Origin of the sequence: Paraburkholderia sp. JPY465, assembly GCF_050436725.1 — a bacterium.
GTDB lineage: Bacteria > Pseudomonadota > Gammaproteobacteria > Burkholderiales > Burkholderiaceae > Paraburkholderia > Paraburkholderia youngii.
On the sequence record NZ_JBNDMT010000003.1, the window covers coordinates 795,884 to 821,867 of the forward strand.

24 protein-coding genes and 2 tRNA genes are annotated in these 25,984 nt (G+C 63.0%); 20 read left to right on the top strand and 6 right to left on the bottom strand.

What is annotated here, in order from left to right; all coding sequences use genetic code 11:
• Positions 1 to 16: 16 nt before the first annotated feature.
• The 3 genes from QFZ94_RS18270 to QFZ94_RS18280 all read right to left on the bottom strand — a co-directional run bounded on the left by QFZ94_RS18270 (position 17) and on the right by QFZ94_RS18280 (position 2,623).
• On the bottom strand, positions 17 to 337 hold the full coding sequence (locus QFZ94_RS18270) for an Mpo1-like protein (protein ID WP_429458619.1): 321 nt from the start codon (positions 335 to 337) through the stop codon (positions 17 to 19).
• Positions 338 to 455: 118 nt separating this feature from the next.
• On the bottom strand, positions 456 to 1,289 hold the full coding sequence (locus QFZ94_RS18275; protein WP_429458620.1) for an alpha/beta fold hydrolase: 834 nt from the start codon (positions 1,287 to 1,289) through the stop codon (positions 456 to 458).
• The gene (locus QFZ94_RS18280) at positions 1,286 to 2,623 is read right to left on the bottom strand and encodes an O-acetylhomoserine aminocarboxypropyltransferase (RefSeq protein WP_429458621.1); all 1,338 of its coding nucleotides are present in this window, start codon (positions 2,621 to 2,623) and stop codon (positions 1,286 to 1,288) included. Before QFZ94_RS18280 ends, QFZ94_RS18275 begins: the two co-directional genes overlap by 4 nt.
• Positions 2,624 to 2,909: 286 nt before the next feature.
• On the opposite strand from QFZ94_RS18280, the gene QFZ94_RS18285 reads away from it, so the two are divergent.
• From QFZ94_RS18285 to aroC, 3 genes are all read left to right on the top strand, one after another.
• Positions 2,910 to 3,377 carry a CBS domain-containing protein gene (locus QFZ94_RS18285; RefSeq protein WP_176108073.1) on the top strand — a complete coding sequence of 156 codons (468 nt, stop codon included), beginning with the start codon at positions 2,910 to 2,912 and terminating at the stop codon, positions 3,375 to 3,377.
• A 154-nt stretch (positions 3,378 to 3,531) separates the two neighbouring features.
• Positions 3,532 to 5,469, top strand: coding sequence for an MFS transporter (locus QFZ94_RS18290; protein WP_429458622.1), 1,938 nt, complete (start codon positions 3,532 to 3,534; stop codon positions 5,467 to 5,469).
• Between the two features lie 140 nt (positions 5,470 to 5,609).
• Complete coding sequence (gene aroC / locus QFZ94_RS18295; protein ID WP_008924141.1) at positions 5,610 to 6,710, top strand: chorismate synthase; 1,101 nt, start codon at positions 5,610 to 5,612, stop codon at positions 6,708 to 6,710.
• Between the two features lie 174 nt (positions 6,711 to 6,884).
• Here aroC and QFZ94_RS18300 read toward each other — a convergent pair whose 3' ends face one another.
• Positions 6,885 to 8,558, bottom strand: coding sequence for an electron transfer flavoprotein-ubiquinone oxidoreductase (locus QFZ94_RS18300; protein WP_429458623.1), 1,674 nt, complete (start codon positions 8,556 to 8,558; stop codon positions 6,885 to 6,887).
• 188 nt (positions 8,559 to 8,746) lie between these two features.
• On the opposite strand from QFZ94_RS18300, the gene QFZ94_RS18305 reads away from it, so the two are divergent.
• Both QFZ94_RS18305 and QFZ94_RS18310 read left to right on the top strand, forming a co-directional pair.
• Entirely contained in the window at positions 8,747 to 9,523 is a 777-nt protein-coding gene (locus QFZ94_RS18305) for an SDR family oxidoreductase (RefSeq protein ID WP_013089927.1), read from the top strand.
• Between the two features lie 56 nt (positions 9,524 to 9,579).
• Entirely contained in the window at positions 9,580 to 10,011 is a 432-nt protein-coding gene (locus QFZ94_RS18310) for an acyl-CoA thioesterase (RefSeq protein ID WP_429458624.1), read from the top strand.
• Positions 10,012 to 10,059: 48 nt separating this feature from the next.
• Here QFZ94_RS18310 and QFZ94_RS18315 read toward each other — a convergent pair whose 3' ends face one another.
• Positions 10,060 to 10,605 carry a LuxR C-terminal-related transcriptional regulator gene (locus QFZ94_RS18315; protein WP_429458626.1) on the bottom strand — a complete coding sequence of 182 codons (546 nt, stop codon included), beginning with the start codon at positions 10,603 to 10,605 and terminating at the stop codon, positions 10,060 to 10,062.
• Between the two features lie 223 nt (positions 10,606 to 10,828).
• Between QFZ94_RS18315 and QFZ94_RS18320 the strand changes: the two genes are divergently transcribed.
• From QFZ94_RS18320 to QFZ94_RS18390, 15 genes are all read left to right on the top strand, one after another.
• The gene (locus QFZ94_RS18320) at positions 10,829 to 11,533 is read left to right on the top strand and encodes a CoA transferase subunit A (RefSeq protein WP_429458628.1); all 705 of its coding nucleotides are present in this window, start codon (positions 10,829 to 10,831) and stop codon (positions 11,531 to 11,533) included.
• Positions 11,534 to 11,535: 2 nt separating this feature from the next.
• Positions 11,536 to 12,177: a CoA transferase subunit B gene (locus QFZ94_RS18325; RefSeq protein WP_013089923.1), complete on the top strand. Its 642-nt coding sequence runs from the start codon at positions 11,536 to 11,538 to the stop codon at positions 12,175 to 12,177.
• 228 nt (positions 12,178 to 12,405) lie between these two features.
• The gene (locus QFZ94_RS18330) at positions 12,406 to 13,320 is read left to right on the top strand and encodes an alpha/beta fold hydrolase (protein ID WP_429458630.1); all 915 of its coding nucleotides are present in this window, start codon (positions 12,406 to 12,408) and stop codon (positions 13,318 to 13,320) included.
• 78 nt (positions 13,321 to 13,398) lie between these two features.
• Positions 13,399 to 13,752: a RidA family protein gene (locus QFZ94_RS18335; RefSeq protein ID WP_018435253.1), complete on the top strand. Its 354-nt coding sequence runs from the start codon at positions 13,399 to 13,401 to the stop codon at positions 13,750 to 13,752.
• Positions 13,753 to 13,821: 69 nt separating this feature from the next.
• Positions 13,822 to 16,065, top strand: coding sequence for a RelA/SpoT family protein (locus tag QFZ94_RS18340; protein WP_429458632.1), 2,244 nt, complete (start codon positions 13,822 to 13,824; stop codon positions 16,063 to 16,065).
• Between the two features lie 105 nt (positions 16,066 to 16,170).
• A tRNA-Val gene (locus tag QFZ94_RS18345) sits at positions 16,171 to 16,247 on the top strand.
• Positions 16,248 to 16,499: 252 nt separating this feature from the next.
• Positions 16,500 to 18,407 carry a threonine--tRNA ligase gene (thrS, locus tag QFZ94_RS18350; protein WP_410847798.1) on the top strand — a complete coding sequence of 636 codons (1,908 nt, stop codon included), beginning with the start codon at positions 16,500 to 16,502 and terminating at the stop codon, positions 18,405 to 18,407.
• Between the two features lie 49 nt (positions 18,408 to 18,456).
• Positions 18,457 to 18,981, top strand: a complete 525-nt coding sequence (gene infC / locus QFZ94_RS18355) for a translation initiation factor IF-3 (RefSeq protein WP_429461849.1) — start codon at positions 18,457 to 18,459, stop codon at positions 18,979 to 18,981.
• A gap of 258 nt (positions 18,982 to 19,239) precedes the next feature.
• Positions 19,240 to 19,437: a 50S ribosomal protein L35 gene (gene rpmI / locus QFZ94_RS18360; protein ID WP_006052501.1), complete on the top strand. Its 198-nt coding sequence runs from the start codon at positions 19,240 to 19,242 to the stop codon at positions 19,435 to 19,437.
• 29 nt (positions 19,438 to 19,466) lie between these two features.
• Complete coding sequence (gene rplT / locus QFZ94_RS18365) at positions 19,467 to 19,826, top strand: 50S ribosomal protein L20 (RefSeq protein ID WP_006052502.1); 360 nt, start codon at positions 19,467 to 19,469, stop codon at positions 19,824 to 19,826.
• A gap of 158 nt (positions 19,827 to 19,984) precedes the next feature.
• Positions 19,985 to 20,998 carry a phenylalanine--tRNA ligase subunit alpha gene (gene pheS, locus QFZ94_RS18370; protein WP_018435256.1) on the top strand — a complete coding sequence of 338 codons (1,014 nt, stop codon included), beginning with the start codon at positions 19,985 to 19,987 and terminating at the stop codon, positions 20,996 to 20,998.
• Between the two features lie 179 nt (positions 20,999 to 21,177).
• Complete coding sequence (pheT, locus tag QFZ94_RS18375; protein ID WP_429458635.1) at positions 21,178 to 23,613, top strand: phenylalanine--tRNA ligase subunit beta; 2,436 nt, start codon at positions 21,178 to 21,180, stop codon at positions 23,611 to 23,613.
• Between the two features lie 69 nt (positions 23,614 to 23,682).
• Positions 23,683 to 24,093, top strand: a complete 411-nt coding sequence (locus QFZ94_RS18380) for an integration host factor subunit alpha (protein WP_176108086.1) — start codon at positions 23,683 to 23,685, stop codon at positions 24,091 to 24,093.
• A gap of 43 nt (positions 24,094 to 24,136) precedes the next feature.
• Positions 24,137 to 24,553, top strand: coding sequence for a MerR family transcriptional regulator (locus tag QFZ94_RS18385; protein ID WP_368586520.1), 417 nt, complete (start codon positions 24,137 to 24,139; stop codon positions 24,551 to 24,553).
• A 77-nt stretch (positions 24,554 to 24,630) separates the two neighbouring features.
• A tRNA-Pro gene (locus QFZ94_RS18390) sits at positions 24,631 to 24,707 on the top strand.
• A gap of 101 nt (positions 24,708 to 24,808) precedes the next feature.
• On the opposite strand, the gene QFZ94_RS18395 is transcribed toward QFZ94_RS18390, so the two are convergent.
• Entirely contained in the window at positions 24,809 to 25,972 is a 1,164-nt protein-coding gene (locus tag QFZ94_RS18395; protein WP_429458637.1) for an acyl-CoA dehydrogenase family protein, read from the bottom strand.
• Positions 25,973 to 25,984 lie beyond the last annotated feature (12 nt).

A 25,984-nucleotide genomic window follows, 5' to 3' on the forward strand; every position in this document is an offset into this window, starting at 1 on the left:
AGCCGACCTGGTAAAACTACAACGATATCTTCCCCACGCAGATGTCCTTGAACATCACCCAGTCGCCCATCAGGCTGTAAAGCGGATGACGGAAGGTGGCCGGCTTGTTCTTTTCGAAGAAGAAATGGCCGACCCACGCGAAACCATAGCCGCACACCACGGTCGCCGGCAGCCATACCCAGTTGCCGGTGGCGAGCGCCATCGCGAGAAAGCCAATTACACCGAGCGAGCCGACGAAATGCAGCCGCCGCGACGCGATGTTGCGATGCTCGCTCAGGTAGTACGGGTAAAACTCCGCGAAGCTCGCGAAGTGATCGGTATGTGCTGTATGAGCCATAACGGCCTCCGGAGGCTGAAAAAGACAGCTTCAAATCATTCTCCGGCGATCGCCTGCCTAACGCAACCTGGCCATTTGGCCAACGGCGCGGCAGGTTCGGCGTGGATATCGTCGTGATTCAGCGCGCTTCGTGCGGCGCACGCGTAGCGAAGCTGTACAGCGCATCGAGCGTCGCGTCGGGTTGCTCGGTCATCAAAGCGTGGCCCGCATCGAGCATGACGGTGTCGACCGGCGTGCCCGCCTGCGCGAGCGCATCGGCGAGCGCTGTCGCCGCGCGCGGTGGCGTCATCGCATCGCGCCGGCCGACGATCAGGCGCGTCGCGCAACGCACCTGCGCCGCGCGGGCGAGGCCGTCCGCATAGGTATGGCATGCGGTGAAATCGGTGTGGAACAGATGCGGTTCGCCGCTAGCGGACACGTGCTCCATCAGCCGCTGGTTCATACCGTGCAGCCAGAAGCCGGGGCCGGGGCACGAGGGCTTCGCCGCGAGCGTCGAATGCGACCACTGATTGACCATGTCGATCGCCTCGGGCTCCCGATTGAGCGCGGCGTCGAGCAGCGCGTCGGAAACCGTCATCGGCAGCGCGCTCGCGAGCAGCGCAAGATGCGTGGCGCGCTGCGGATAGCGGCCGGCGAAGTCGAGCGCGATCAGCGAGCCCATGCTGTGACCGGCGACGAATGCACGCGCGACGCCCACGGCATCGAGCAGCGCGGCGAGCCAGTCGGCCAGCGCGGCGATGCTGGCGAGCGCGGGGCCGGCGCTGCGCCGGTGGCCCGGCAGGTCGAGCGCGAGCACGCCGAAGCCGTGATGCGCGAAATAGCGGCTTTGCAGCGCCCACACGCTGTGATCGTGCTCGGCGCCGTGGATGAACACGGCGCTCGGCAGGCTCGCGTCGAAGGGTTTGCCGCCGGTGTAGGCGTAGGCCGGTTTGCCTTGGACGGTGACGATCATGCGGACTCCGGTCGGGCGGGGGCGTTCGTGGCGGCGGGCGCCGCAGCGGCGGTTTTTTGCGCGGCCTTCAGCGCGCGCTTGAGATCGTCGATCAGGTCATCCCGATCTTCGAGCCCGATCGACAGACGGATCGTGCCTTCGGTGATGCCGGCCGCGGCGAGCGCCGTGGCATCCATGCGGAAGTGCGTCGTCGATGCCGGGTGGATCACCAGCGAGCGCGCGTCGCCGACGTTCGCGAGGTGCGAGAACAGCGTCAGCGCTTCGATGAAGGCGCGCCCGGCCGCGCGGTCGCCGCGCAGGTTGAAGCTGAACACCGCGCCGGCGCCGCGCGGTAGCAGCCGCTTCGCGAGCGCGTGGTCGGGATGCGTCGGCAGCTCGGGATAGGCAACCGATTCCACCGCCGCATGACCGGCGAGAAACTCGACCACGCGGCGTGTGTTCGCGACGTGCCGCTCCATGCGCAACGGCAGCGTCTCGATGCCTTGCAGCAATTGCCACGCGGCCTGCGGATGCAGGCACGCGCCGAAGTCGCGCAAGCCTTCGCGCCGCGCGCGCAGCAGGAACGGCGCGACCGTGCTTTCCTCGGCGAACACCATGCCGTGGAAACCGTCGTACGGCTCGGTGAATTCGGGAAAGAGGCCGGAAGCCTCGAAGTCGAACGTGCCGCCGTCGACCAGCACGCCGCCGATCGTCGTGCCGTGGCCGCCGAGAAACTTGGTCGCCGAGTGGTAGACGAAGTCGGCGCCGTGTTCGAACGGGCGCAGCAGGTAGGGCGTCGTGAAGGTCGAGTCGACCAGCAACGGCACGCGGTGCGCGTGCGCGATCTGCGCGAGCGCGGCGATGTCGAGCACCTCGAGGCCCGGATTGCCGAGCGTTTCGCCGAACAGCAGGCGCGTGTTGGGGCGCAGCGCGGCACGCCACGCGTCGAGGTCGCCGGGCTTCACGAAGGTCGTCTCGATACCGAAGCGCCGCAGCGTGTAATGCAGCAGATTGTGCGAGCCGCCGTACAGCGCGCTCGACGCGACGATGTGCGAGCCGGCGCCCATCAGCGTCGCGATCGCCAGATGCAGCGCGGCCTGGCCGCTCGCGGTGCCGATCGCGCCGGCGCCGTTTTCGAGCGCGGCGACGCGCTCTTCGAACACGGCGACGGTCGGATTCGAGATGCGCGAGTAGACGTGGCCGGCGCGCTCCATGTTGAACAGCGCGGCGGCGTGGTCCGAGTCGCGGAACGAAAACGACGTGGTCTGGTAGATCGGCGTCGCGCGCGCGCCGGTGGCGGGGTCGGGGGCAGCGCCGGCGTGCAGCGCAAGCGTATCGAAACGGTTGGCGGACATCGTGTGCGGCGGGCCGGGAGGGGCCACGCGAATGATCAGGGTGGGCCGGCCATCCTATCATTGGCGCGCGCCGCTTCAAGCGCGGTTTTCCCGCGGGTGGAGCACGGGTTTGTGCGGCTCGTGCCGGGAGCGGGGCATGCTCGCTATCTGAAAGTCAGCTGAATTGGAGCCCCCGAAAGCCCGCCGAGCCTTGGCTGGCGGGCCGCTTTCCTTTTATGGGCCTTTCCGATAGGATCGAAACAACCATTTAATGCACTGCAAGATTGGCGGTACCAGGAGATAGATGATGCGAGTCAGCGACATTCTTAAAGTCAAGGGCAACACCCTTTTTACGGTCACGCCGGATACCACGCTGCATGACGCCGTCATCACCATGGCCGAGCACGACATCGGCTCGCTCGTCGTGATGGAGTACGGCGACCTCGTCGGCATGCTGACGTTTCGCGAAATCATTCTGACCTTGAGGGAGAACGGCGGCAGCGTCGGTACGTCGACGATCCGCAAGGTGATGGACGACCATCCGCTCACCTGCACGCCCGAAACCGACGTCAACGAAGTGCGCCGCATGATGCTCGAGCATCACGTGCGTTATCTGCCGGTCATGGAAAGCCGCACGCTGATGGGCGTCATCTCGTTTTACGACGTCGCCAAGGCGGTGGTCGAGGAGCAGGGGTTCGAGAACCGCATGCTGAAGGCCTATATCCGCGACTGGCCGGAAGAGCAGGAAGGACAGGACCAGCAGCCGGCGCGTTGATGCGCGTGGCTCGAACGTCGCGCTCCGGCCGTCGCCGCGAGCGCGAATCTGCCGACAGGGCGCGCGCGCAAGCGGGCGCTTTTTTTGTGTCCGGGCCGTTTGTCCGCCGCTCCGCGCGCTTCATTGCCATTTTCCGCGCCGTTGTTCTGAATTCATGAACGATCGTCCGTTGCCTGCCGCCCGGCGCGCCGCTCGCGCGCACGAAGCGCACGAATCCCAGTTCCGCCTGCTTCGCCAGCGCCGTTTCGCGCCGTTCTTCTGGACGCAGTTTCTCGGCGCGATGAACGACAACGTGTTCAAGATCGGCCTCACGTCGCTCGTCACGTATCAGGCGGCGCGGTTTTCGGGTGTCGACCCAACAACCGCGGCGTTCCTGATCTCGGCGATTTTCATTTTGCCGTTCGTGCTGTTTTCGGCCACTTCCGGCCAGATCGCGGACAAGTACGACAAGGCGTTGCTCACGCGTCTCGTCAAGACTTTCGAGATCGCGGTGATGCTGGTCGGCGGCGCGGGCTTCTGGCTGCATAGCGCACCGTTGCTGTATCTCTGCACGTTCCTGATGGGCGTGCATTCGACCGTATTCGGGCCGGTCAAGTATTCGTATCTGCCGCAGCATCTGTCGAAGGCGGAGCTGGTCGGCGGCAACGGCATGATCGAGATGGGCACCTTCGTCGCGATCCTGGTCGGCACGATCGTCGGCGGCGCGGGCGCGGGGTTCGCCGAGCATGGCGCGGTGGTGCTCGCTGGCGCGTGTATCGCGATCGCGCTGATCGGGCGCGCGGTCTCCGGCTTCGTGCCGGCTACGCCGGCGCCGCAACCCGGGTTGCGCATCAACTGGAACCCAGTCAGCGAAACGTGGCGCAATCTGAAACTGGCGCACGAGAACCGCACGGTGTTTCTGAGCCTGCTCGGCATTTCGTGGCTGTGGTTCGTCGGCGCGACGTTCCTCGCGTCGTTTTTCAATTTTGCGAAGGACGTGCTGTCCGCCGATCCGGACGTCGTGACCGTGCTGCTCGCCACGTTCTCAATCGGCATCGGCATCGGCTCGCTGCTGTGCGAACGGCTGTCGAAGCGGCGGATCGAAGTCGGCCTCGTGCCGCTCGGCTCGATCGGCATGAGCGTGTTCGCGATCGATCTTTTTTTCGCGAGCCACGCGCTGCCGCCGCCGGGGCATCTGCTCAGCGTCGGCGAATTTGTCGCGCGGCTCGCGCATTGGCGCGTGCTCGCCGATCTGTTCCTGCTCGCGATGTTCGGCGGCTTCTACAGCGTGCCGCTCTATGCGCTGATTCAGAGCCGTAGTCAGCCGAGTCATCGCGCGCGCATCATCGCCGCGAACAATATCCTCAACTCGCTGTTCATGATCGTGTCGGCGCTGATGGCGATGGCCCTGACCGCCGCGGGCTTCAGCATTCCGGCAATTTTTCTCGTCACCGCGCTGCTGAACGTGGTCGTCGCGGGCTACATCTATTCGCTCGTGCCCGAGTTCCTGCTGCGCTTCGTTGCGTGGCTGCTCGTGCATACGTTTTACCGGATCCGGCTCGTGCACGCGGAGCGCATTCCGGAGCACGGCGCGGCGGTGCTCGTGTGCAACCACGTCAGTTTCGTCGATGCGATCGTCATCATGGCCGAAAGCCCGCGGCCGATCCGCTTCGTGATGGACCATCAGATCTTCCGCTCGCCGTTCATCGGCTGGCTGTTCCGGCATGCGAAGGCGATCCCGATCGCGCCCGCGCATCAGGACGCGGCGCTGCTCACGCGTGCCTACGATCTGTGCGCGCAGGCGCTCGCGGACGGCGAGCTCGTGTGCATCTTTCCCGAAGGCAAGCTGACGCGCACCGGCGAACTGAATCCGTTTCGCCACGGCGTCGCCGAGATCGTCAGGCGCACGCCGGCGCCGGTTATTCCGATGGCGCTGCGCGGTCTGTGGGGCAGCGTGTTTTCGCGCGCGGTCGACGCCCACTGGCCGCGTCCGCTCAGAAAGGGCGTGATGACCCGGCTGAGCCTCGCGGTCGGCGAGCCGATCGACCCGGCGCTCGCGACGCCGGAAACACTGCAGCAGATCGTGACCGAGCTGCGCGGCGCGCGCAAATAGCCTTGGGCCGGTGCGCGGATGCTGAGGTCGCTAGTTTGCCCAGTATCACCCGCATTCGGCAGCGCTGTCGCCCAGCCCCGTCTTAGAGGCGAGCGGGCTGGCATAATAGCGTTCTCCCCGAATTTCTTTGGACGACGCTCATGTCCGGCAACACGCTCGGTACGCTTTTCACTGTCACGACCTTCGGCGAATCGCACGGCCCCGCTATCGGCTGCGTGATCGACGGCTGCCCGCCGGGCATGGCGCTCAACGAAGCCGATATCCAGTTCGAACTCGATCGCCGCAAGCCGGGCACGTCGCGCCACGTGACGCAGCGCCAGGAAGAGGACAAGGTCGAGATCCTGTCGGGCGTGTTCGAAGGTCAAACCACCGGCGCGCCGATCGCGCTGCTGATTCGCAATACCGACCAGCGCAGCAAGGACTACGGCAACATCGCCGAGACGTTCCGCCCCGGCCACGCCGATTACACCTACTGGCAGAAGTACGGCATTCGCGATTACCGCGGCGGCGGCCGCTCGTCGGCACGGCTGACGGCGCCGACGGTCGCGGCGGGTGCGGTCGCGAAGAAATGGCTGCGCGAGAAGTTCGGCACCGAGATTCGCGGCTATATGGCCGCGCTCGGCGAGATCGACGTGCCGTTCGTCGATTGGGCCCAGGTGCGCGAAAACCCGTTCTTCGTGCCGAATGCCGAGATCGTTCCGCAGCTCGAGGCGTATATGGACGCGCTGCGCAAGGACGGTGACTCGATCGGCGCGCGCATCAACGTGGTTGCCTCCGGTGTACCGGTCGGCCTCGGCGAGCCGCTGTTCGACCGCCTCGACGCCGACATCGCGCACGCGATGATGGGCATCAACGCGGTGAAAGGCGTCGAGATCGGCGCGGGCTTCGCGAGCGTCGCGCAACGCGGCTCGGTGCATGGCGACGAGTTGACGCCGGAGGGCTTCGTCGGCAATCACGCGGGCGGGGTGCTCGGCGGTATATCGACGGGGCAGGACATCACGGTGTCGATCGCGATCAAGCCGACCTCGAGCATTCGCACGCCGCGCCGTTCGATCGACAAGGCGGGGCAGCCGGTGGTCGTCGAAACCTTCGGGCGGCACGACCCGTGCGTCGGCATTCGCGCGACGCCGATCGCCGAATCGATGCTTGCGCTCGTGCTGATCGACCACGCGCTGCGCCATCGCGCGCAATGCGGCGATGTGGCCGTGAGCACGCCAAAGATCGCGGCGAGCGCGCCATAACGCCGACGCGGCCCGAGATTGGCGGCGAACGAGCCGCCATGAAAAAGAATAGGGAAGGGGACCAACGAAACGCGCAACAATGCGCGCAGACGAAAGCGCGAGCGCGCTATCGGAATTTGCCTTCGCGACGCTGCCGCTTATCGCACAGCGCCGCAAAGGCAAACAGCACAACAGTTACATGTTCGGATAGTTCGGCCCGCCACCGCCTTCCGGCGTAACCCACACGATATTCTGCGTCGGATCCTTGATATCGCAGGTCTTGCAGTGCACGCAGTTCTGCGCATTGATCACGAGTCGCTCGTTGCCTTCGTCGTTCTTCACGAACTCGTACACGCCAGCCGGGCAATAGCGCGACTCCGGTCCGGCGTAGGTCTGCCAGTTCACGTTGACCGGTACGGTCGGATCTTTCAGCGTCAGATGCGCCGGCTGATTTTCCTCGTGATTCGTGTTCGAGATGAACACCGATGAGAGCCGGTCGAACGTCAGCTTGCCGTCCGGCTTCGGATACGTGATCGGCTTGCACTGCGAAGCCGGCTTCAGCATCTCGTGGTCGGAATGCTGATGATGCAGCGTCCAGGGCACGTTACCGCCGAGCAGCTTCTGCTCGACGCCGACCATCAGCGTGCCGAGGTAGAGACCCTTGCTCATCCACTGCTTGAAGTTACGCGCGCGATACAGCTCGGTGTAGAGCCACGACGTCTTGAAGGTTTCCGGATAAGCGGTCAGTTCGTCCGACTGACGGCCGGCCTGGACGGCGGCGAACGCGGCGTCGGCGGCGAGCATGCCGGTCTTGATCGCGGCGTGCGAACCCTTGATGCGCGACGCGTTCAGGAAGCCCGCGTCGTCGCCGACCAGCGCACCGCCCGGGAAGACCAGCTTCGGCAGCGACATCAGACCGCCCGCGGTGATCGCGCGCGCACCATACGACACGCGCTTGCCGCCTTCGAGAATCGCGCGGATCGCGGGATGCGTCTTATAGCGCTGGAATTCCTCGAACGGCGACAGATACGGATTCGAATAGCCGAGGCCGACCACGAAGCCGACCACGACCTGGTTGTTGTCCATGTGATAGAGGAACGAGCCGCCGTACGTGTCGTTTTCAAGCGGCCAGCCGGCCGTGTGCATCACCAGACCCGGCTTGTGCTTCGCGGGATCGATCTCCCACAGCTCCTTGATACCGATGCCGTACACCTGCGGATCGACGCCGTCGCGCAGCTTGAACTTCTCGTTCAGCTGGCGGCCGAGGTGGCCGCGCGCGCCTTCGCAGAACAGCGTGTACTTCGCGTGCAGTTCCATGCCGAGCTGGAAGTTCTCGGTCGGCTCGCCGTCCTTGCCGATGCCGAGGTTGCCGGTCGCGACGCCCTTGACCGAGCCGTCGTCGTTGTACAGCACTTCAGCGGCCGGAAAGCCCGGGAAAATTTCGACGCCGAGCGCCTCGGCCTGTTGACCCAGCCAGCGCGTCACGTTCGCGAGGCTGATCACGTAGTTGCCGTGGTTCTTGAAATTGTCCGGCAGCGCCCAGTTCGGCACGCTCTTCGCGCCCGTCGCCGACAGAAACAGGAAGCGGTCTTCGGTCACCTCGACCGTCAGCGGCGCGCCTTTGTCCTTCCATTCCGGGATCAGCTCGGTCAGCGCGCGCGGGTCCATCACCGCGCCCGACAGAATATGCGCCCCGATCTCAGAGCCTTTTTCGAGTACGCATACGCCAAGCTCGACGCCTTGTTCGGCGGCGCGCTGCTTCAGACGAATGGCAGCCGACAGGCCCGCAGGGCCGCCGCCGACGATGACGACGTCATACTCCATCGACTCGCGCGGGCCGTACTGCTCAATGAGACTTGCGGGGGTCATTGATGCTCCTCTTACCGTTAGAATGCTTTTTTCGGGTTCGTATTGTGGGCGATCGATCCCTGCGCCGCAACCCAAAAGCCACAGATTAGCACGAGCGTACTATTTCATGATACGGTATAGACCCTTAGTCGCGGTCGTACCAAACCCCGTCAACCGCAGTTGTCCTTACAACCGAACAAGGAAAGACAATGGGCCGTTCGATCAATCTGGAAGGCAAGGTCGCGCTGATCACTGGCGCCTCGAGCGGGTTGGGCAAGCGCTTCGCGCAGGTGCTGTCGCAGGCGGGCGCGAAGGTCGTGCTGGCGAGCCGACGTACCGAGCGGCTCAAGGAGCTGCGTGCGGAAATCGAGGCGTCCGGCGGCGCCGCGCACGTGGTGTCGCTCGACGTGACCGACTACCAAAGCATCAAGTCGGCGGTCGCGCACGCGGAGACCGAAGCCGGCACCATCGATATCCTCGTCAATAACTCGGGCGTGTCGACTACGCAGAAGCTGTCCGAGGTCACGCCGGCGGACTTCGAATACGTGTTCGACACCAATACGCGCGGCGCTTTTTTCGTCGCGCAGGAAGTCGCCAAGCGCATGATCATGCGCGGCAACAACGCACAGAAGCCGTCGTACCGGATCATCAACATCGCGTCGATGGCGGGCTTGCGCGTGCTGCCGCAAATCGGCCTGTATTCGATGAGCAAGGCCGCGGTCGTCCACATGACGAAGGCGATGGCGCTCGAGTGGGGCAAGCACGGCATCAATGTGAACGCGATCTGCCCCGGGTATATCGACACCGAGATCAACCATCACCACTGGTCGACCGATCAGGGGCAGAAACTGATTGCGATGCTGCCGCGTCATCGGGTTGGCAAGCCGGAGGACCTCGACGGGCTGCTCCTGCTGCTCGCGGCGGACGAATCGCAATTTATCAACGGCTCGGTGATCGCCGCCGACGACGGTTTCGGGCTCGCGTGAGCGGGCCGTCCTAAGTTTCAACAGTCAGGCAGCAAAAGGAAGAACGGAAGTACAGCATGAACGATTTTCACGCAGTTTTCGAAATGACGATGCCGATTCGATGGGGCGACATGGACGCCTTCGGTCACGTCAACAACACGGTTTATTTCCGCTACATGGAGCAGGTGCGGATTTCCTGGTTCGAACAGATGGACTTTCTCGGCGAGCGCCCGGACGGCCAGGGGCCGGTGATCGTCAATGCGTCGATGGAGTTTCTGAAGCAGCTGCACTATCCAGGTGACGTGATCGGCCGGATGTCGGTGGCGACGCCGGGGCACAGCAGCTTCGATACGGCTTTCGAGCTTCTGCGTGCCGATGAGCCGGATACGCTCTATGCGCGGGGCGCCGCGCGATGCGTGTGGATCGACTACGCGGCAGGCAAGTCGATGCCGGTGCCCGACGTGCTGCGCGCGGCCATCGAGAGCGCGGCGCTCGTCAAGGCGGCCTGACGGCGCTACCTGAGGACGCGGTCGCGCGCCTCATACTCTCTTTCTCTGTCAATCTCCGAGCAGCCGCTGCAACAGCTCGGTCGCATTGCCCGTATCGTATTTGCGCATGAGCCGCGCACGGTAGACGTCGACCGTGCGCGGGCTGATGTCGAGCACGCGGCCGATCTGCTTGCTGGTCTTGCCCGTCACCAGTTGCGCGGCGATTTCGCGCTCGCGTGGCGTCAGTTCCACCGCCACCCGGCGGGTCGCGCTCAGATCCTCGAAGGTCCAGACGCCCGCCGCGTGCGGGTCGGTGCGCTGCTGCGCGCGGCCCGTCACGTGACACCAGAACAGCTCGCCGTTCGCGCGTTTCATGATGCGGTCGTCAGCGTAGCTGCCTTGCGCGGTCATGATCGGCGGAATGCGCGCGCCGATCCGCTCGAACTCATCCGTCGATGGGTACAACACCTGGAATGACTGACCGATCAGCGCGTCTCGCGCGTAGCCGAAAATCGACGCGAGTTCGTCGTTGCAGTCTTCGATGGTCCGCTCGCGCGACAGCACGAGTCCGATCGGCGCGAGGTGAAACGCAGTGCGGTAATCCAGGGCGGGCATGGGCGGGGCGGCAAGTACTTATGTATTTTTGCGTATTGTGCCGTATGGCAGGGCCAGCGTACTCTTGCGGGCAGATGACAACGCGGCGCATGCCGCGGATGACTACTAGAATGACGTAGCGGTATCGTGAGGCGACGTGAAGTTCGCCAGTTGCGATATCAGTCGCAATGATCCGGCGGCCTGCGCATAGGTTTCGGGTTTCCATAGAGGAAGGGACATACAGATGAACAAAGTCTATCCAGGCGCCGCCGAGGCGCTGAAGGACATCGTCAAGGACGGGCAGACGTTCGCCGTCGGCGGCTTCGGATTGTGCGGCATTCCCGAGGCGCTGATCGCGGCGCTGCGCGATTCGAAGGTGCGGGGCATCACCTGCATCAGCAATAACGCGGGCGTCGACGGTTTCGGCCTCGGCCTGCTGCTCGAGACGCGTCAGATCAAGAAGATGATCTCGTCGTACGTCGGTGAGAACAAGGAGTTCGAGCGCCAGTACCTGGCCGGCGAACTCGAGCTCGAATTCACGCCGCAAGGCACGCTCGCCGAGAAGCTGCGCGCGGGCGGCGCGGGCATCCCGGCGTTTTTCACGAACACCGGCTTCGGTACGCAGATCGCCGAGGGCAAGGAAACCCGCCAGTTCGGCGAGAACCACTACGTACTCGAACATTCGCTGACCGCCGATATCGCGCTCGTCAAGGCGTGGAAGGCCGACAAGGCCGGCAACCTGATCTATCGCCGCACCGCGCGCAACTTCAATCCGATGTGCGCGATGGCGGGCCGCATCACCGTCGCGGAGGTCGAAGAGATCGTCGAAGTGGGCGAACTCGATCCGGACGCGATCCATACGCCTGGCATCTTCGTGCAGCGCATCGTGCTGAATGCGCATCCGGAAAAACGCATCGAACAACGCGTCGTCCGCGCGAAAGGAGACTGATCATGGCATGGACTCGTGACGAAATGGCCGCGCGCGCGGCGAAGGAACTGCAGGACGGTTTTTATGTGAACCTCGGCATCGGCTTGCCGACGCTGGTCGCGAACCACGTGCCGGCGGGCGTCGAAGTGTGGCTGCAGTCGGAGAACGGTCTGCTCGGCATCGGCCCGTCGCCGACCGAAGATGAAGTCGACGCGGACCTGATCAACGCCGGCAAGCAGACGGTGACCACGCTGCCCGGTTCGTCGATTTTCTCGTCGGCGGATTCGTTCGCGATGATTCGCGGCGGCCACATCAATCTGGCGATCCTCGGCGCGATGCAGATCAGCAAGAAGGGCGATCTCGCGAACTGGATGATCCCGGGCAAGATGATCAAGGGCATGGGCGGCGCGATGGACCTGGTCGCGGGCGTCAAGCGCGTGGTCGTGCTGATGGAGCACGTTGCCAAGGGCGATCAGCACAAGATCCTCGAAGAATGCACGCTGCCGCTGACGGGCGTGGGGGTGGTCGACGAGATCATCACCGATCTCGGCGTGATCGAAGTGACCGAAAACGGCTTGAAAGTGACCGAACTTGCACCTGGAGTGAGCGTCGACGAAATCAAGGCGAAGACCGGCGCGCCGCTCGATGTGAGCGCGGTGAGCTGACGAGGGTTCAAACGCCGCTGCGCGCGTCGATGCGACCGCGCGGCGGCAACGATGTTTTCGGACGGGCGAGACGCGAGTCTTGCCCGTTCTATTTTTTTGGCGCGCGGCGCCGGATGCGCCGGACGGTTTGCACAACCTTCCTACGCCTTCTGGCCGATGCTTGCCGCGCGACGAAGCGGTTTACAATCGTTCGCAGCCCAATCCGCAGCGTCTTTGCAAGGACACCAGATGAGCGCAACGACTTCCGCTTCCCCCACCGGGCGGCCCGAGCCGCGTCAACGTTACGTGCAGTGCGCGAGCGCTGCCGGCCTGCATCGCGTCGCCTACACCGAGTGGGGCGATCCGGACAATCCGCGCGTGCTGCTGTGCGTGCACGGACTGACACGATCGGGGCGCGATTTCGACCGGCTCGCTGCCAACTTCGCGGAAACCTATCGCGTGGTGTGCCCGGACGTGGTTGGCCGGGGCTTGTCGTCGTGGCTCGCGAACCCCAACTTATATGCGGTGCCGCAGTACGTCGCCGACATGGTCACGCTGATCGCGCGGCTCGACGTCGACACCGTCGACTGGTTCGGCACCTCGATGGGCGGCCTGATCGGTATGGGGCTCGCCGGTCTGCCGGACACCCCGATCCGCAAGCTGCTGCTGAACGACGTCGGGCCGCATCTGGAGCCGGTCGCGGTCAAGCGCATCGGCGATTACCTCGGCAAGCCCGCGCGCTTCGATACGCTGCAGCAGGGTGTCGACTACGCGGCGCAACTCGCGCAGGGCTTCGGCCCGCTGACGCCTGACGAATGGCGCGAAATCAATACGCCGTTGTTGCGCGAAGACGACGGCGCGTGGGTGCTGCGCTACGACCCGCGCATCGCCCAGCCGTTCGCGGCGGTCACCGAGGAAGCGGCGAAGCTCGGCGAGGCGGCGCTGTGGCATTCGCTCGCGTCGTTTCAGGGGCCGGTGCTCGTGGTGCGCGGCGAGCATTCGGATTTGCTGTCGCGTGAAACGGTCGCAAAGATGGTGGCGGCCGGGCGTGCCGTAGCGAGCGTGGAGATCGCGGGCGTCGGTCATGCGCCGGCGTTTCTCGCGGCGGACCAGATCGCGCTCGCGAGGGAGTTCTTCATCGGTTCGGCCGCGAACGGGTCATAATATTGAGTTCCGCATGAAGCTTTTATCAGCAGTGTCGTGCGGCATGTAGTTCGATCAACCCTCAGCTCAGGACATTTCATGGCAGTCATTCGTTATCACGTCGGCAAGCGTCTCTCGGAAATGGCCGTGCACAACGGCACTGTGTACCTCGCGGGTCAGATCGCCGAGGACGACGATCAGGACATCACCGGCCAGACGCGTGAAGTGCTCGGCCACATCGACCGTCTGCTCGCTGAAGCGAACAGCGACAAGTCGCTGCTGCTGTCGGTGCAGATCTATATCTCGGACATGGCGCATTTCGCCGGCATGAACGCCGTGTGGGACGAGTGGGTCGCGCAGGGCGACACGCCGCCGCGCGCGACCGTCGAGGCAAAGCTCGCGAATCCGAAGTGCCTCGTCGAAATCGTCGTGATCGCGGCGCAGCGCAGCTGACTTGCGGTTGCGAGGCCGCACCGTTGCTGATTTTCCGTTGAATCGTCTGGCCCGGCGGGCCGTCGCACCATGAATACCGAAACCGTTCCGAACGCGCCTCACCCCCATCGTTCCTTCGACGAAGCGATGGCGTTCGTGCGCGAACATGCGGGCGAGGTGCGGCTGTCGTCGGGCGAATTGCTCGCGGATCACGCGGCGGGCACCGCGTCGATCATGCGCAAGCTCAACGTCGATCCGCCGGCGGTGCTGGCCGCGGCGCTGTTCGCGCTAACACCGCATCTGCACGATCCGGAGCGGGTGATCGCCGACAACTTCGGCGAAGAAGTCGCGCAACTGGTCGGCGACGTGCGCAAGCTGCTGCGGCTCGGCACGGTCAGTTTGCGTGCGGCACAAAACGCGATGCCCGAGGCCGGGCGTGACGCGCAGGCTGCGCGCCGCGCGCAAGTCGAGGCGCTGCGCAAAATGCTGCTCGCGTTCGCGCAGGACATTCGCGTCGTGCTGATCCGCCTCGCGTCGCGGCTGCAATCGCTGCGTTACTACGCAGCCGCGAAGATCACGCCGTCGCCGGACGTCGCGCGCGAAACGCTCGATATCTACGCGCCGCTCGCAAACCGCCTCGGCATCTGGCAATTGAAGTGGGAGCTCGAGGATCTCGCGTTCCGTTTCGAGGAGCCGGACACCTACAAGCGCATCGCGAAGCTGCTCGACGAGAAGCGCGTCGAGCGTGAGAGCTATGTCGCGCAGGCAATCGAACGCCTGCAGCAGGAGCTGGCCGCCGCGCATATCCGCGCCGAAGTGAGCGGCCGGCCGAAGCATATCTACAGCATCTGGCGCAAGATGCGCGGCAAGCAGCTCGACTTCGCGGAGCTGTACGACGTGCGCGCGTTTCGCGTGATCGTGCCGGACATCAAGGACTGCTACACCGTGCTCGGCATCGTGCACAACCTGTGGCAGCCGGTACCGAAGGAGTTCGACGATTACATCTCCCGGCCGAAGCCGAATGGCTACAAGTCGCTGCACACGGTCGTGATCGGCGACGACGGCCGCGCGTTCGAAGTGCAGATCCGCACGCAGGAAATGCATCGCTTCGCCGAATACGGCGTTGCCGCGCACTGGCGCTACAAGGAAGCGGGTGCGCGCGGCTATGGCGGCACGTTCACCGCGAGCGAGAAATACGACGAGAAGATCGCCTGGCTGCGACAGCTGCTCGCATGGAAGGACGAGGTGTCCGAGGGTGAGCATGGCGAAGCGGGCGCGGTGCAGCCATGGGAGCAGTTGCGCCAGGCGACGCTCGACGACGATCACATCTACGTGCTGACGCCGCAGGCGCGCGTGATTCCGTTGCCGCACGGCGCGACGCCGATCGACTTCGCGTATCACCTGCACAGCGAGCTTGGGCATCGTTGCCGCGGCGCGCGCGTCGACGGCGTGATGGTGCCGCTCAACACCGCATTGCAGAACGGCCAGACGGTCGAGATCGTGGCGGTGAAGGAGGGCGGTCCGTCGCGCGACTGGCTCAATCCGCAACTTGGCTATCTGCAAAGTGGGCGAGCGCGGCAGAAGGTGCGCGCGTGGTTCAACGCGGTCGAGTTGCAGGAGCACATCGCGAACGGTCGCGCGATGGTTGAAAAAACCCTGCAGCGCGAAGGCAAGACCTCGGTCAATCTTGATCAGTTGGCCGCGCGGCTTGGTTTCAAGACCACCGACGACCTGTTCTCCGTGGTCGGCAAGGAGGAATTCAGCCTGCGGCTCGTCGAGCAGGCGCTGCACGACGCGCCGCCGCCCGAGCCCGAGGTCGAGGCACCGGAAAAATTCGAGAAACGCAGCAGTGGCGCGAGCGTCGCGCGCGGCGCGTCTACCGGCGTGCTGGTGGTCGGCGTCGATGCACTGCTCACCCAGCTCGCGCGCTGCTGCCGCCCCGCGCCGCCCGACGATATCTGCGGCTTCGTCACGCGCGGCAAGGGCATGTCGGTGCATCGCAGTGACTGCGCAACGTTCCGCCGCATGGCAGAGCGCGCGCCGGAGCGTGTGCTGCAGACCGCGTGGTCGGCTGACGTGATGAGCGGCCGCGGCCAGTCCGTCTACCCGGTCGATCTCAGCATTGAGGCGACGGACCGACAGGGCTTGCTACGTGATATCTCCGAAGTGTTCGCGCGGGAAAAGATGAACGTGATCGGCGTGAAGACGCAATCGCGCCGCAATGCCGCGTTCATGCAATTTACCGTCGAGGTATCGAGCTCTGCGCAGATCCAGCGCGCGTGCACGTTGCTGGGCGAAATCACGGGAGTGGTGCGGGCGACGCGCAAGAACTGAGGCCGGGACGATTGAAAAAAGGCCTGCTGACGGCGAGACGAATTAAAGTCGCTGCATAAAAGTACTTGCCAAGCTGCGATATACCCCATATACTCTCGTTTCTTCAGGCTCGTAGCTCAGCTGGTTAGAGCACCACCTTGACATGGTGGGGGTCGTTGGTTCGAGTCCAATCGAGCCTACCAACGAAATGAAATTCCGGCTTCGCCGGGGTTTCGCAAACTGCAGTAAGCGCTTGGAGCGCAAGAGGCGAATACGGTTATGACACCGCGAACGTTGACCGAAACCACTTCGGAACGACGCTAGTCGAGGACCACTTTCGCCAGTGATGTTTGCATAAAATGTGAATGCGGCCCCTCGAAAGCGGGGCCGCATTTTTTTTGTCTTTTTGACCCTGGTTGTATGTGCCGCCGCCGGTCGGCACCACGGAGAACGCAATGGTTTCGATACGTTTGCCTGACGGTTCTGTTCGACAGTACGAGCATCCGGTGACCGTCGCCGAAGTGGCCGCTTCGATCGGCCCCGGCCTCGCGAAAGCCGCACTCGGCGGAAAGATCGACGGGGAGTTGGTCGATACCTCCGCGCTGATCGATCGCGACGTGGCGCTCGCCATCGTCACGGAGAAGGACGCGGACGGACTCGATATCATCCGCCACTCGACGGCGCACCTGCTCGCGTATGCGGTGAAGGATCTGTACCCCGAAGCGCAAGTTACGATCGGCCCGGTCATTGACAACGGCTTCTATTACGACTTCTCGTACAACCGTCCTTTCACGCCGGAAGACCTCGAAAAGATCGAAAAACGCATGCAGGAGCTCGCGAAGAAGGACGAGCCGGTGTCGCGTCGCGTGGTGTCGCGCGACGAAGCGGTCGAGTACTTTAAGAGCATCGGCGAAAAGTACAAGGCCGAAATCATCGAATCGATCCCGGCCAGCGACGAAATCAAGCTGTACTCGCATGGCGGCTTCACGGACCTCTGCCGTGGCCCGCACGTGCCGTCCACGGGCAAGCTCAAGGTCTTCAAGCTGATGAAAGTCGCGGGTGCCTACTGGCGTGGGGACTCGAAGAACGAGCAGTTGCAGCGCATTTACGGCACGGCCTGGACGAAGAAGGAAGACCAGGAAGCGTACCTACACATGCTCGAAGAGGCCGAAAAGCGCGACCATCGGAAGCTGGGCAAGCAGCTCGACCTGTTCCACATGCAGGACGAGTCGCCGGGCATGGTTTTCTGGCATCCGCGCGGCTGGACGCTGTGGCAGCAGGTCGAGCAGTACATGCGCCGTCGCGTGAACGACGCCGGCTACCTTGAAATCAAGACGCCGTTGATCATGGACCGCTCGCTGTGGGAAGCCTCAGGACATTGGCAAAACTATCGTGAAAATATGTTCACGACCGAGTCGGAAAAGCGCGACTACGCGATCAAGCCGATGAACTGCCCCGGTCACGTACAGGTGTTCAACCACGGTCTGCGCTCGTATCGCGATCTGCCACTGCGTTACGCGGAGTTCGGTTCGTGCCATCGCAACGAATCGTCGGGCGCGCTGCATGGTCTGATGCGCGTGCGCGGCTTCGTGCAGGACGACGCCCATATTTTTTGTACTGAAGACCAGTTCATCAGCGAATCGATCGCGTTCAATACACTGGCGATGAGCGTCTACCGCGACTTCGGCTTCGACAACGTCGAGATCAAGCTGTCGCTGCGTCCGGATGCGCGCGCCGGTACCGCCGAAACGTGGGATCGCGCGGAGCAGGGGCTCCGCGAGGCGCTGACGGCCTGCGGCGTCACGTGGGAAGAACTGCCCGGCGAGGGTGCGTTCTATGGCCCGAAGGTCGAGTATCACATCAAGGACGCGCTCGGCCGATCGTGGCAGTGCGGTACGCTGCAGCTCGACATGGTGCTGCCGGAGCGTCTGGGCGCCGAATACGTCGCCGAAGACAACAGTCGCCGTCGCCCGATTATGTTGCACCGGGCAATTGTCGGATCGATGGAACGCTTCCTCGGAATTCTGATCGAGCACCATGCTGGTGCAATGCCCGCCTGGCTCGCGCCGATGCAGGTCGTCGTGATGAATATCGCGGAAAGCCAGGCCGAATATGCGCAGTCGCTAGCCCAATCGTTGCAAAAACAAGGGGTTAGAGTCGAGGCTGATTTGCGCAACGAGAAGATTAGCTATAAAATACGCGAGCACACGCTGGAAAAGGTGCCGTACCTACTGGTGGTCGGCGACAAGGAGCGTGAAGCGCAAACGGTAGCCGTGCGTGCCCGTGGCGGTGTCGATATGGGTGTGATGCCTGTTGACGCCTTCATTGAGCGTCTGCGCCAGGACGTGCAGTCGTTCAACTAATCCACTTGGTACCCGGCTCGTTTTTTTTAATTTTTAGAGGAAACGTAACATCGCTACTGATAAGTCTGCGCACCGCATCAACGGTGAAATTACAGCACCCGAGGTGCGACTGGTCGGCGTCGAGAACGAACCGCTCGGCATCGTGAAACTCGCTGATGCGTTCCGCATGTCGGAACAGCGGGACGTGGATCTGGTCGAAATCGCCCCGCAGGCGGTTCCGCCGGTTTGCCGCTTGATGGACTACGGCAAGTTCAAGTACCAGGAAGCGAAGAAGCAACACGAGGCCAAGCTCAAGCAGAAGGTCATCCAGGTCAAGGAAGTCAAATTCCGCCCGGGTACTGACGACGGTGATTACAACGTCAAGCTGCGCAACCTCGTCCGCTTCCTCGAAGACGGCGACAAGACGAAAATCACGTTGCGTTTCCGTGGCCGCGAAATGGCTCACCAGGAAATCGGCATGCGCATGCTCGAACGCCTGCGCACCGATCTCGACGAAGTCGGTCAGGTCGAGCAGATGCCGAAAATGGAAGGGCGCCAGATGATCATGGTGCTCGCTCCGAAGAAAAAGAAGTAAGCACGAAGCAGTTGGCCGGAGCGGCGGCGTGCCATGTGGCCCGCGCTCCGGTAGCGCAAGGTTGTTTGATGCTGTGCTAGGTGTCCAGCGCGGTGTTGGAAAGTTTCGGAACGTCGCGCATGCAAGCGCGCAGTCGTTCCCGAAAAGCGGCCGCTGGCGGTATCGGCGGTCTGCATACCAAGTGGAATGGGTTTCGAAGGGCGGGAAATGGTCATCTGGCCGACCGCACACCCATGTCCATCTAATAATGGAGTTGTCATGCCGAAGATGAAGACCAAGAAGAGCGCTGCAAAGCGCTTCGTGGTGCGTCCGGGCGGTACCGTCAAGCGCGGTCAGGCCTTCAAGCGTCACATTCTTACCAAGAAGACCACCAAGAACAAACGCCATCTGCGCGGCTCCACGGCAGTTCATGATTCCGATCTGAACTCCGTTCGCGCAATGCTGCCGTTCGCTTAACCCTTAACCGACACTCATAGGAGCGAAACATGCCTCGAGTAAAACGTGGGGTTACCGCACGGGCCCGTCACAAGAAGATCATCAAGCTGGCCAAGGGTTACCGCGGCCGTCGCAATAACGTCTATCGCATCGCCAAGCAGGCGGTCATGCGCGCAGGCCAGTACGCCTACCGCGATCGCCGCAACAAGAAGCGTGTGTTCCGCGCACTGTGGATCACGCGTATCAACGCGGCGGTGCGTCAGCACGACATGACGTACAGCGTGTTCATCAACGGCCTGAAGAAAGCGTCGATCGAACTGGACCGCAAGGTGCTGGCCGACATGGCTGTGTTCGACAAGGCTGCTTTTGCTGCGATCGTTCAGCAGGTGAAAGCCGCCGTTGCAGCCTGATTGCGCTTCTGGCAATTAAAACTGCGTGGTTCGTTGCAGCGAACATCCGGTCGTCTCGGTGACGCTGCAACAAAAACGGGGCTCCTCACCGAGCCCCGTTTTTGTTGGTAGAACCAGTTTTGTTTCGATAGAACACTGACGTTGAAATGATGGGATCAATGGATCTGGACCAGATTGTCGCCGACGCGCAAAAAGCCTTCGCAGAAGCCCCCGACGTCACCACCCTCGAGAACGAGAAAGCGCGCTTTCTCGGTAAGGCGGGTGCGCTGACCGAGCTGTTGAAGGGTCTTGGCAAACTCGATCCTGAAACGCGCAAGACAGAAGGCGCTCGGATCAACCTCGTCAAGCAACAGGTCGAAGCGGCGCTGACGGCACGTCGTCAGTCGCTCGCCGACGCGCTTCTGAACCAGCGCCTCGCCGCTGAAGCGATCGACGTCACGCTACCGGGCCGCGGCGCCAATGCAGGCAGCCTGCACCCAGTGATGCGCACCTGGGAGCGCGTCGAGCAGATTTTCCGTACGATCGGATTCGACGTGGCCGACGGCCCCGAGATCGAAACCGACTGGTACAACTTCACCTCGCTGAACAGCCCGGAAAACCATCCGGCGCGTTCCATGCAGGATACCTTCTACGTCGACGGCAAGGACGCCGACGGCCGCCCGCTGCTGCTGCGTACGCATACGAGCCCGATGCAGGTACGCTACGCGCGTACCAACACGCCGCCGATCAAGGTGATCGTGCCCGGCCGCACGTATCGCGTGGATAGCGACGCCACGCATTCGCCGATGTTCAACCAGGTCGAAGGCCTGTGGATCGACGAAAACATCAGCTTCGCGGACCTGAAGGGTGTCTATACCGACTTCCTGAAAAAATTCTTCGAGCGCGACGACATTCTCGTGCGCTTCCGACCGTCGTATTTCCCGTTCACCGAACCGTCGGCCGAGATCGACATGCAGTTCGAAACGGGCAAGAACGCGGGCAAGTGGCTCGAAATTTCGGGCTCCGGCCAGGTGCATCCGACAGTGATCCGCAACATGGGTCTGGACCCGGAGCGCTACATCGGCTTCGCTTTCGGCAGCGGCCTCGAGCGTCTCACGATGCTGCGTTACGGCGTGCAGGACCTGCGCCTGTTCTTCGAAAACGACCTGCGTTTCCTGCGTCAATTCGCATGAACCGGCGCGCACGAGCGTGACAAAGCATAGAACGCGGTAGCGCACCCGGTGCGCACCGCGAGCGTCCCCGGCAGAGCTCGCTGAACCGGCGCAAGATCACCGGCTTTACGAAGAGATTACCGGCTTTACGAAGCACCTGCCGGACGTGGACCTAACCTGATCAGAACGTACACAGAACCATGCAATTTCCGGAATCCTGGCTCAGAACTTTTGTCGATCCGCGACTGACCACCGACGAGCTGTCGCACGCGTTGACGATGGCGGGTCTCGAAGTCGAAGACCTGCGGCCGGCCGCGCCGCCGACCTCGAAGATCGTCGTCGGCCAGGTGCTGGAAGTCGTCAAGCACCCGGATGCGGACAAGCTCAACGTGTGTCAGGTCAACGCCGGCACCGGCGCGACGCTGAACATCGTATGCGGCGCTCCGAACGTGGCGCCCGGCATCAAGGTGCCGGTCGCGCTGGTCGGCGCGCAACTGCCGCCGGCCGAAGAGGGCGGCGCACCGTTCGCGATCAAGCTGTCGAAGCTGCGCGGCGTGGAAAGCCAGGGCATGCTGTGCTCGGCGCGCGAGCTGAAGCTCTCCGAAGATCACAGCGGTCTGATGATCCTGCCGGAAGATACGCCGATCGGCCAGGACATCCGCGAGACCCTCAACCTCGACGACACCGTTTTTGAAATCAAGCTGACGCCGAACAAGGCCGACTGTTTGTCGGTTTTCGGCGTCGCGCGCGAAACGTCGGCGATTACCGGCGCGCCGTTGCGCCCGCTCGACATCAAGCCGGCTCCAGTCAAGCTCAATGAAACCCTGCCCGTGAAAATCTCGGCGCCCGATCTGTGCGGCCGTTTCTCGGGCCGAGTGATCCGCGGCGTCAATGCGCGCGCGAAGTCGCCGCAATGGATGGTCGAGCGCCTCGAGCGCTCAGGCCAGCGCAGCATCTCCGCGCTCGTCGACATCTCGAACTATGTGATGCTCGAGCTGGGGCGTCCGTCGCACGTGTTCGATCTCGACAAGATCCACGGCGGCATGGAGGTGCGCTGGGGCCGCAAGGGTGAAACGCTGAAGCTGCTGAACGGCAACACGGTCGAGCTCGATGAAACGGTCGGCGTGATCGCCGACGAGCAGCATATCGAAAGCCTCGCGGGCATCATGGGCGGCGACAGCACCGCGGTCACGCTCGACACCACCAATATCTATCTCGAAGCCGCGTTCTGGTGGCCCGATAGCATTCGTGGCCGCTCGCGCAAGTACAACTTCTCGACCGATGCAGGTCATCGCTTCGAGCGCGGCGTCGACTACGCGACGACCGTCGATCATATCGAGCGCATCACGCAGTTGATCCTCGACATATGCGGCGGCGAAGCGGGTCCGGTCGACGATCAGATCGTCAACGTGCCAAAGCGCGCGCCCGTGAAGATGCGCGTTTCGCGCGCGAACCGCATCATCGGCGTCGCGATCGGCGCCGATGAAATCGCACAGATCTTCACGCGCCTCGGCCTGTCGTTCGAGCGCGACGGTGATACGTTCTCGGTGATGCCGCCGTCGTACCGCTTCGATATCGAAATCGAAGAGGACCTGATCGAAGAAGTCGCACGTATCTACGGCTTCGAAAAGATTCCGGCGCGCCCGCCGGTCGCGACCAGCGAAATGCGCCCGACCAACGAGACGCAACGCTCGATCCACGCGATCCGGCATGCACTCGCCGCGCGCGACTACGCGGAAACGGTGAACTTCAGCTTCGTCGATGCCGAGTGGGAGCAGGACTTCGCAGGCAACAGCAACCCGGTGCGTCTGATCAACCCGATCGCGAGCCAGCTGTCGGTGATGCGTACGACGCTGTTCGGCAGCCTGATCCATGTGCTGCGCACGAACCTGAACCGTCGCGCGGCGGACCGTGTACGCGTGTTCGAAGCGGGCCGCGTGTTCCTGCACGATCCGTCGATCAAGGCCGGCGAGCTGACCGTCGAAGGTTTCGCGCAGCCGAAGATGATCGGCGCGCTCGCTTATGGTCCCGCGCTCGACGAGCAGTGGGGCGCACCGGCGCGTGCTGTCGACTTCTTCGACGTGAAGGGCGACATCGAAGCGCTGGTCGCACCGGCGGTCGCGCGGTTCGTGAAGGCCGAGCATCCGGCGCTGCATCCGGGACGCAGCGCGCGTATCGAATTGAATGGTCGCGCAGTGGGCTGGATTGGCGAATTGCATCCGCGCTGGATGCAAAAATATGATTTGCCGCATGCGCCGATTCTGTTTGAAATCGAAGCGGAAGCATTAATGCAGCGGGTATTGCCGATTCCGTCGGAAGTTTCAAAATTCCCGCCGGTACGACGTGATATTGCGGTGGTCGTCGATCAGAAAATCGAGGTTCAGGCGCTGCTCGACGAGCTGCAGAAGGCCCAGTCCGAGCCGGCCTGCAAGGCTGTCCAGAAGATTGCACTTTTCGACGAATTTCGTCCAAAATCAAACACTTCCGGTGGTCTGGCCGCGCACGAGAAAAGCCTTGCGTTCCGGGTGACCTTGCAAGATACTGGCGGAACCCTTCAGGATGAAACGGTCGATCTGGCTATTCAAACTCTGGTGGAACGTCTGGCTCGAGTATATGGCGCACGGTTGCGCGGATAACCCGCATTTATCATTTGCACGGCTGTTTCCGCATCCATTGTTTTACGCTTGGCGCGCCATTTGATAGATATGAATGAAATGAACTCGAGTGATTTCGAAGCCCTTCTTACGGCGCAACGCAGCGCCATGATTCGAGAAATTCCGACATCACCCGCCGTCGTTTCCAATGAAACGCCGACGCTCACCAAGGCGGAACTTGCCGAGTTGCTGTTCGACAATGTCGGGCTCAACAAGCGGGAAGCGAAGGACATGGTCGAGGCGTTCTTCGAGGTGATCCGCGATGCGCTCGAGAGCGGAGACAGCGTCAAGCTGTCGGGCTTCGGCAACTTCCAGTTGCGCGACAAGCCGCAGCGTCCCGGCAGAAATCCGAAGACGGGCGAGGCGATTCCGATCGCGGCGCGTCGCGTGGTGACGTTTCATGCAAGTCAAAAGCTGAAGGCGCTCGTCGAAAACGGCGCCGAAGCGAGCTTCGCGCGCTGATCGACTGGCGCGCTTCCGGGCAACCCATCACGGCTAACTGACGATGACAGCGACGATCGAAAAAGTCGTCTTGCCTCCGATTCCGGCGAAGCGCTACTTCACGATTGGTGAGGTCAGCGAACTTTGCGGCGTGAAGCCCCACGTGCTGCGTTACTGGGAGCAGGAGTTCACCCAGTTGAGGCCGGTCAAGCGGCGCGGCAATCGTCGGTATTATCAGCATCACGAGGTGCTGCTGATCAGGCGGATTCGAGAGTTGCTGTACGAGCAGGGTTTTACGATCAACGGGGCGCGCAACCGGCTCGATTCGCATAGCGGCGGTGGGCCGGAAGCGGCGGTCGAAGAGGGTGAGGCCGCCGGCGCAGCCGCGGGGCAGGTGCAGGCATCGGCGGCAACGGTTGCTGTCGATGTCGAGAAGTTGCGCGAGGAACTGCAGAGCGTAATCGATCTGCTGGGCCACTAGTTCCATCGGCTCGTTCGTTTTGTTCGTGTCGGGCAGTTCTAATCGAATGAAGTGTCTGTTATAATTTTTCTTTTGTTCGGGGCGTAGCGCAGCCTGGTAGCGTACCTGCATGGGGTGCAGGTGGTCGGAGGTTCAAATCCTCTCGCCCCGACCAAGATCAAAAAGGACTTACGGTGAAAGCCGTAAGTCCTTTTTTCTTGCCCGTCGCGGATAACTGCGACGCCGCTCGTCTCCGTCAAGCAGGTCGCCTCATGATCAGACCTGCGCGAGCGAAACCGCAGCCCCCAGCGCCACGAACCGCTCCAAATGATGATCCTCATCCCCAAGCTGATGATCGATCATCACGAGCCGCTTCGCGTAATGCGCAAGCGGCAACTCCCAGGTCATGCCGATCCCGCCATGCAGCTGGATGCATTCCTCCGCGACTCGCGTGCCGATGCGGCCGATGCTGTACTTCGCCGCCGACACCGCGCGCTCGCGCGCATTGCGTTCACCATCGAGCACTGCCGCCGCATTGATCACTGCCGAGCGCGCCTGCTCGATTTCGAGCAGCAAATCGGCCATGCGATGCTGCAATGCCTGGAAGCTGCCGATCGGCACGCCGAACTGCCTGCGCGTGCGCAGATAGTCGAGCGTGTAGTCTTTCGCGACGTCCATGGCGCCGACGGCTTCCGCGCACAGCGCGAGCACGCCGCAGCTCACCGCATATTCGAGCGTCGCAAAGCCCTGGTCCACTGAGCCGAGCACGGAGTCGTCGCCGAGCGTGACATTGTCGAGCGTCACTTCGGCCGCGCGTCCTCCGTCGATCTTCCGATAGCCGCGCACGCTCACTCCCGCCGCGTCCCCCGGCACCAGAAACAGCGTGATGCCAGCTTCGGCATCCTCCTCGCCGCTCGTGCGTGCCGAGACGAGGAACACCTGAGCATGCTCGCCATGCTGAACGACGGCCTTCGCGCCATGCAAAGTCCACACGCCGCTGTTGCCCTCAACGCTGCGCCGCGCGCGCGTCGTTGCGACCCGAGCCAGTTCGTAGTGACTGTCCGGTTCGCCATGCGCGAGCGCAACGATTCGCGAACCGTCGATCAACGAGCCGAGCGCCGCTTTTTGCGCGTCACTGCCGCTGCGAGCGATCGCCCGTCCGACGATCAGCGTATCGAGAAACGGCTCGACGACGAGCCCCCGGCCGATACTCTCGAACACGACGGAAATATCGAAGCCGCCGCCGCCAAAACCGCCGCTCGCTTCATCGAACAGTGCGCCGATCACGCCAAGCTCCGCGAAGCGCGCCCACAGATCGGTGCTGAAGCCTTGCGTCGAGCGCGCGATCTGGTCGCGCGTCGCGAAGCCGTACTGCTCGCTGATAAACCGGTTCAGCGTATCCGCCAGCATGCGGCGATCTTCGGTGTGCTGGAAATTCATGACGTGCGCCTC

Coding starts and splice junctions, on each gene's coding strand:
- QFZ94_RS18270 (WP_429458619.1), bottom strand. CDS start 337: ATGGCTCATACAGCACATACCGATCACTTCGCGAGCTTCGCGGAGTTT.
- QFZ94_RS18275 (WP_429458620.1), bottom strand. CDS start 1,289: ATGATCGTCACCGTCCAAGGCAAACCGGCCTACGCCTACACCGGCGGC.
- QFZ94_RS18280 (WP_429458621.1), bottom strand. CDS start 2,623: ATGTCCGCCAACCGTTTCGATACGCTTGCGCTGCACGCCGGCGCTGCC.
- QFZ94_RS18285 (WP_176108073.1), top strand. CDS start 2,910: ATGCGAGTCAGCGACATTCTTAAAGTCAAGGGCAACACCCTTTTTACG.
- QFZ94_RS18290 (WP_429458622.1), top strand. CDS start 3,532: ATGAACGATCGTCCGTTGCCTGCCGCCCGGCGCGCCGCTCGCGCGCAC.
- aroC (WP_008924141.1), top strand. CDS start 5,610: ATGTCCGGCAACACGCTCGGTACGCTTTTCACTGTCACGACCTTCGGC.
- QFZ94_RS18300 (WP_429458623.1), bottom strand. CDS start 8,558: ATGACCCCCGCAAGTCTCATTGAGCAGTACGGCCCGCGCGAGTCGATG.
- QFZ94_RS18305 (WP_013089927.1), top strand. CDS start 8,747: ATGGGCCGTTCGATCAATCTGGAAGGCAAGGTCGCGCTGATCACTGGC.
- QFZ94_RS18310 (WP_429458624.1), top strand. CDS start 9,580: ATGAACGATTTTCACGCAGTTTTCGAAATGACGATGCCGATTCGATGG.
- QFZ94_RS18315 (WP_429458626.1), bottom strand. CDS start 10,605: ATGCCCGCCCTGGATTACCGCACTGCGTTTCACCTCGCGCCGATCGGA.
- QFZ94_RS18320 (WP_429458628.1), top strand. CDS start 10,829: ATGAACAAAGTCTATCCAGGCGCCGCCGAGGCGCTGAAGGACATCGTC.
- QFZ94_RS18325 (WP_013089923.1), top strand. CDS start 11,536: ATGGCATGGACTCGTGACGAAATGGCCGCGCGCGCGGCGAAGGAACTG.
- QFZ94_RS18330 (WP_429458630.1), top strand. CDS start 12,406: ATGAGCGCAACGACTTCCGCTTCCCCCACCGGGCGGCCCGAGCCGCGT.
- QFZ94_RS18335 (WP_018435253.1), top strand. CDS start 13,399: ATGGCAGTCATTCGTTATCACGTCGGCAAGCGTCTCTCGGAAATGGCC.
- QFZ94_RS18340 (WP_429458632.1), top strand. CDS start 13,822: ATGAATACCGAAACCGTTCCGAACGCGCCTCACCCCCATCGTTCCTTC.
- thrS (WP_410847798.1), top strand. CDS start 16,500: ATGGTTTCGATACGTTTGCCTGACGGTTCTGTTCGACAGTACGAGCAT.
- rpmI (WP_006052501.1), top strand. CDS start 19,240: ATGCCGAAGATGAAGACCAAGAAGAGCGCTGCAAAGCGCTTCGTGGTG.
- rplT (WP_006052502.1), top strand. CDS start 19,467: ATGCCTCGAGTAAAACGTGGGGTTACCGCACGGGCCCGTCACAAGAAG.
- pheS (WP_018435256.1), top strand. CDS start 19,985: ATGGATCTGGACCAGATTGTCGCCGACGCGCAAAAAGCCTTCGCAGAA.
- pheT (WP_429458635.1), top strand. CDS start 21,178: ATGCAATTTCCGGAATCCTGGCTCAGAACTTTTGTCGATCCGCGACTG.
- QFZ94_RS18380 (WP_176108086.1), top strand. CDS start 23,683: ATGAATGAAATGAACTCGAGTGATTTCGAAGCCCTTCTTACGGCGCAA.
- QFZ94_RS18385 (WP_368586520.1), top strand. CDS start 24,137: ATGACAGCGACGATCGAAAAAGTCGTCTTGCCTCCGATTCCGGCGAAG.
- QFZ94_RS18395 (WP_429458637.1), bottom strand. CDS start 25,972: ATGAATTTCCAGCACACCGAAGATCGCCGCATGCTGGCGGATACGCTG.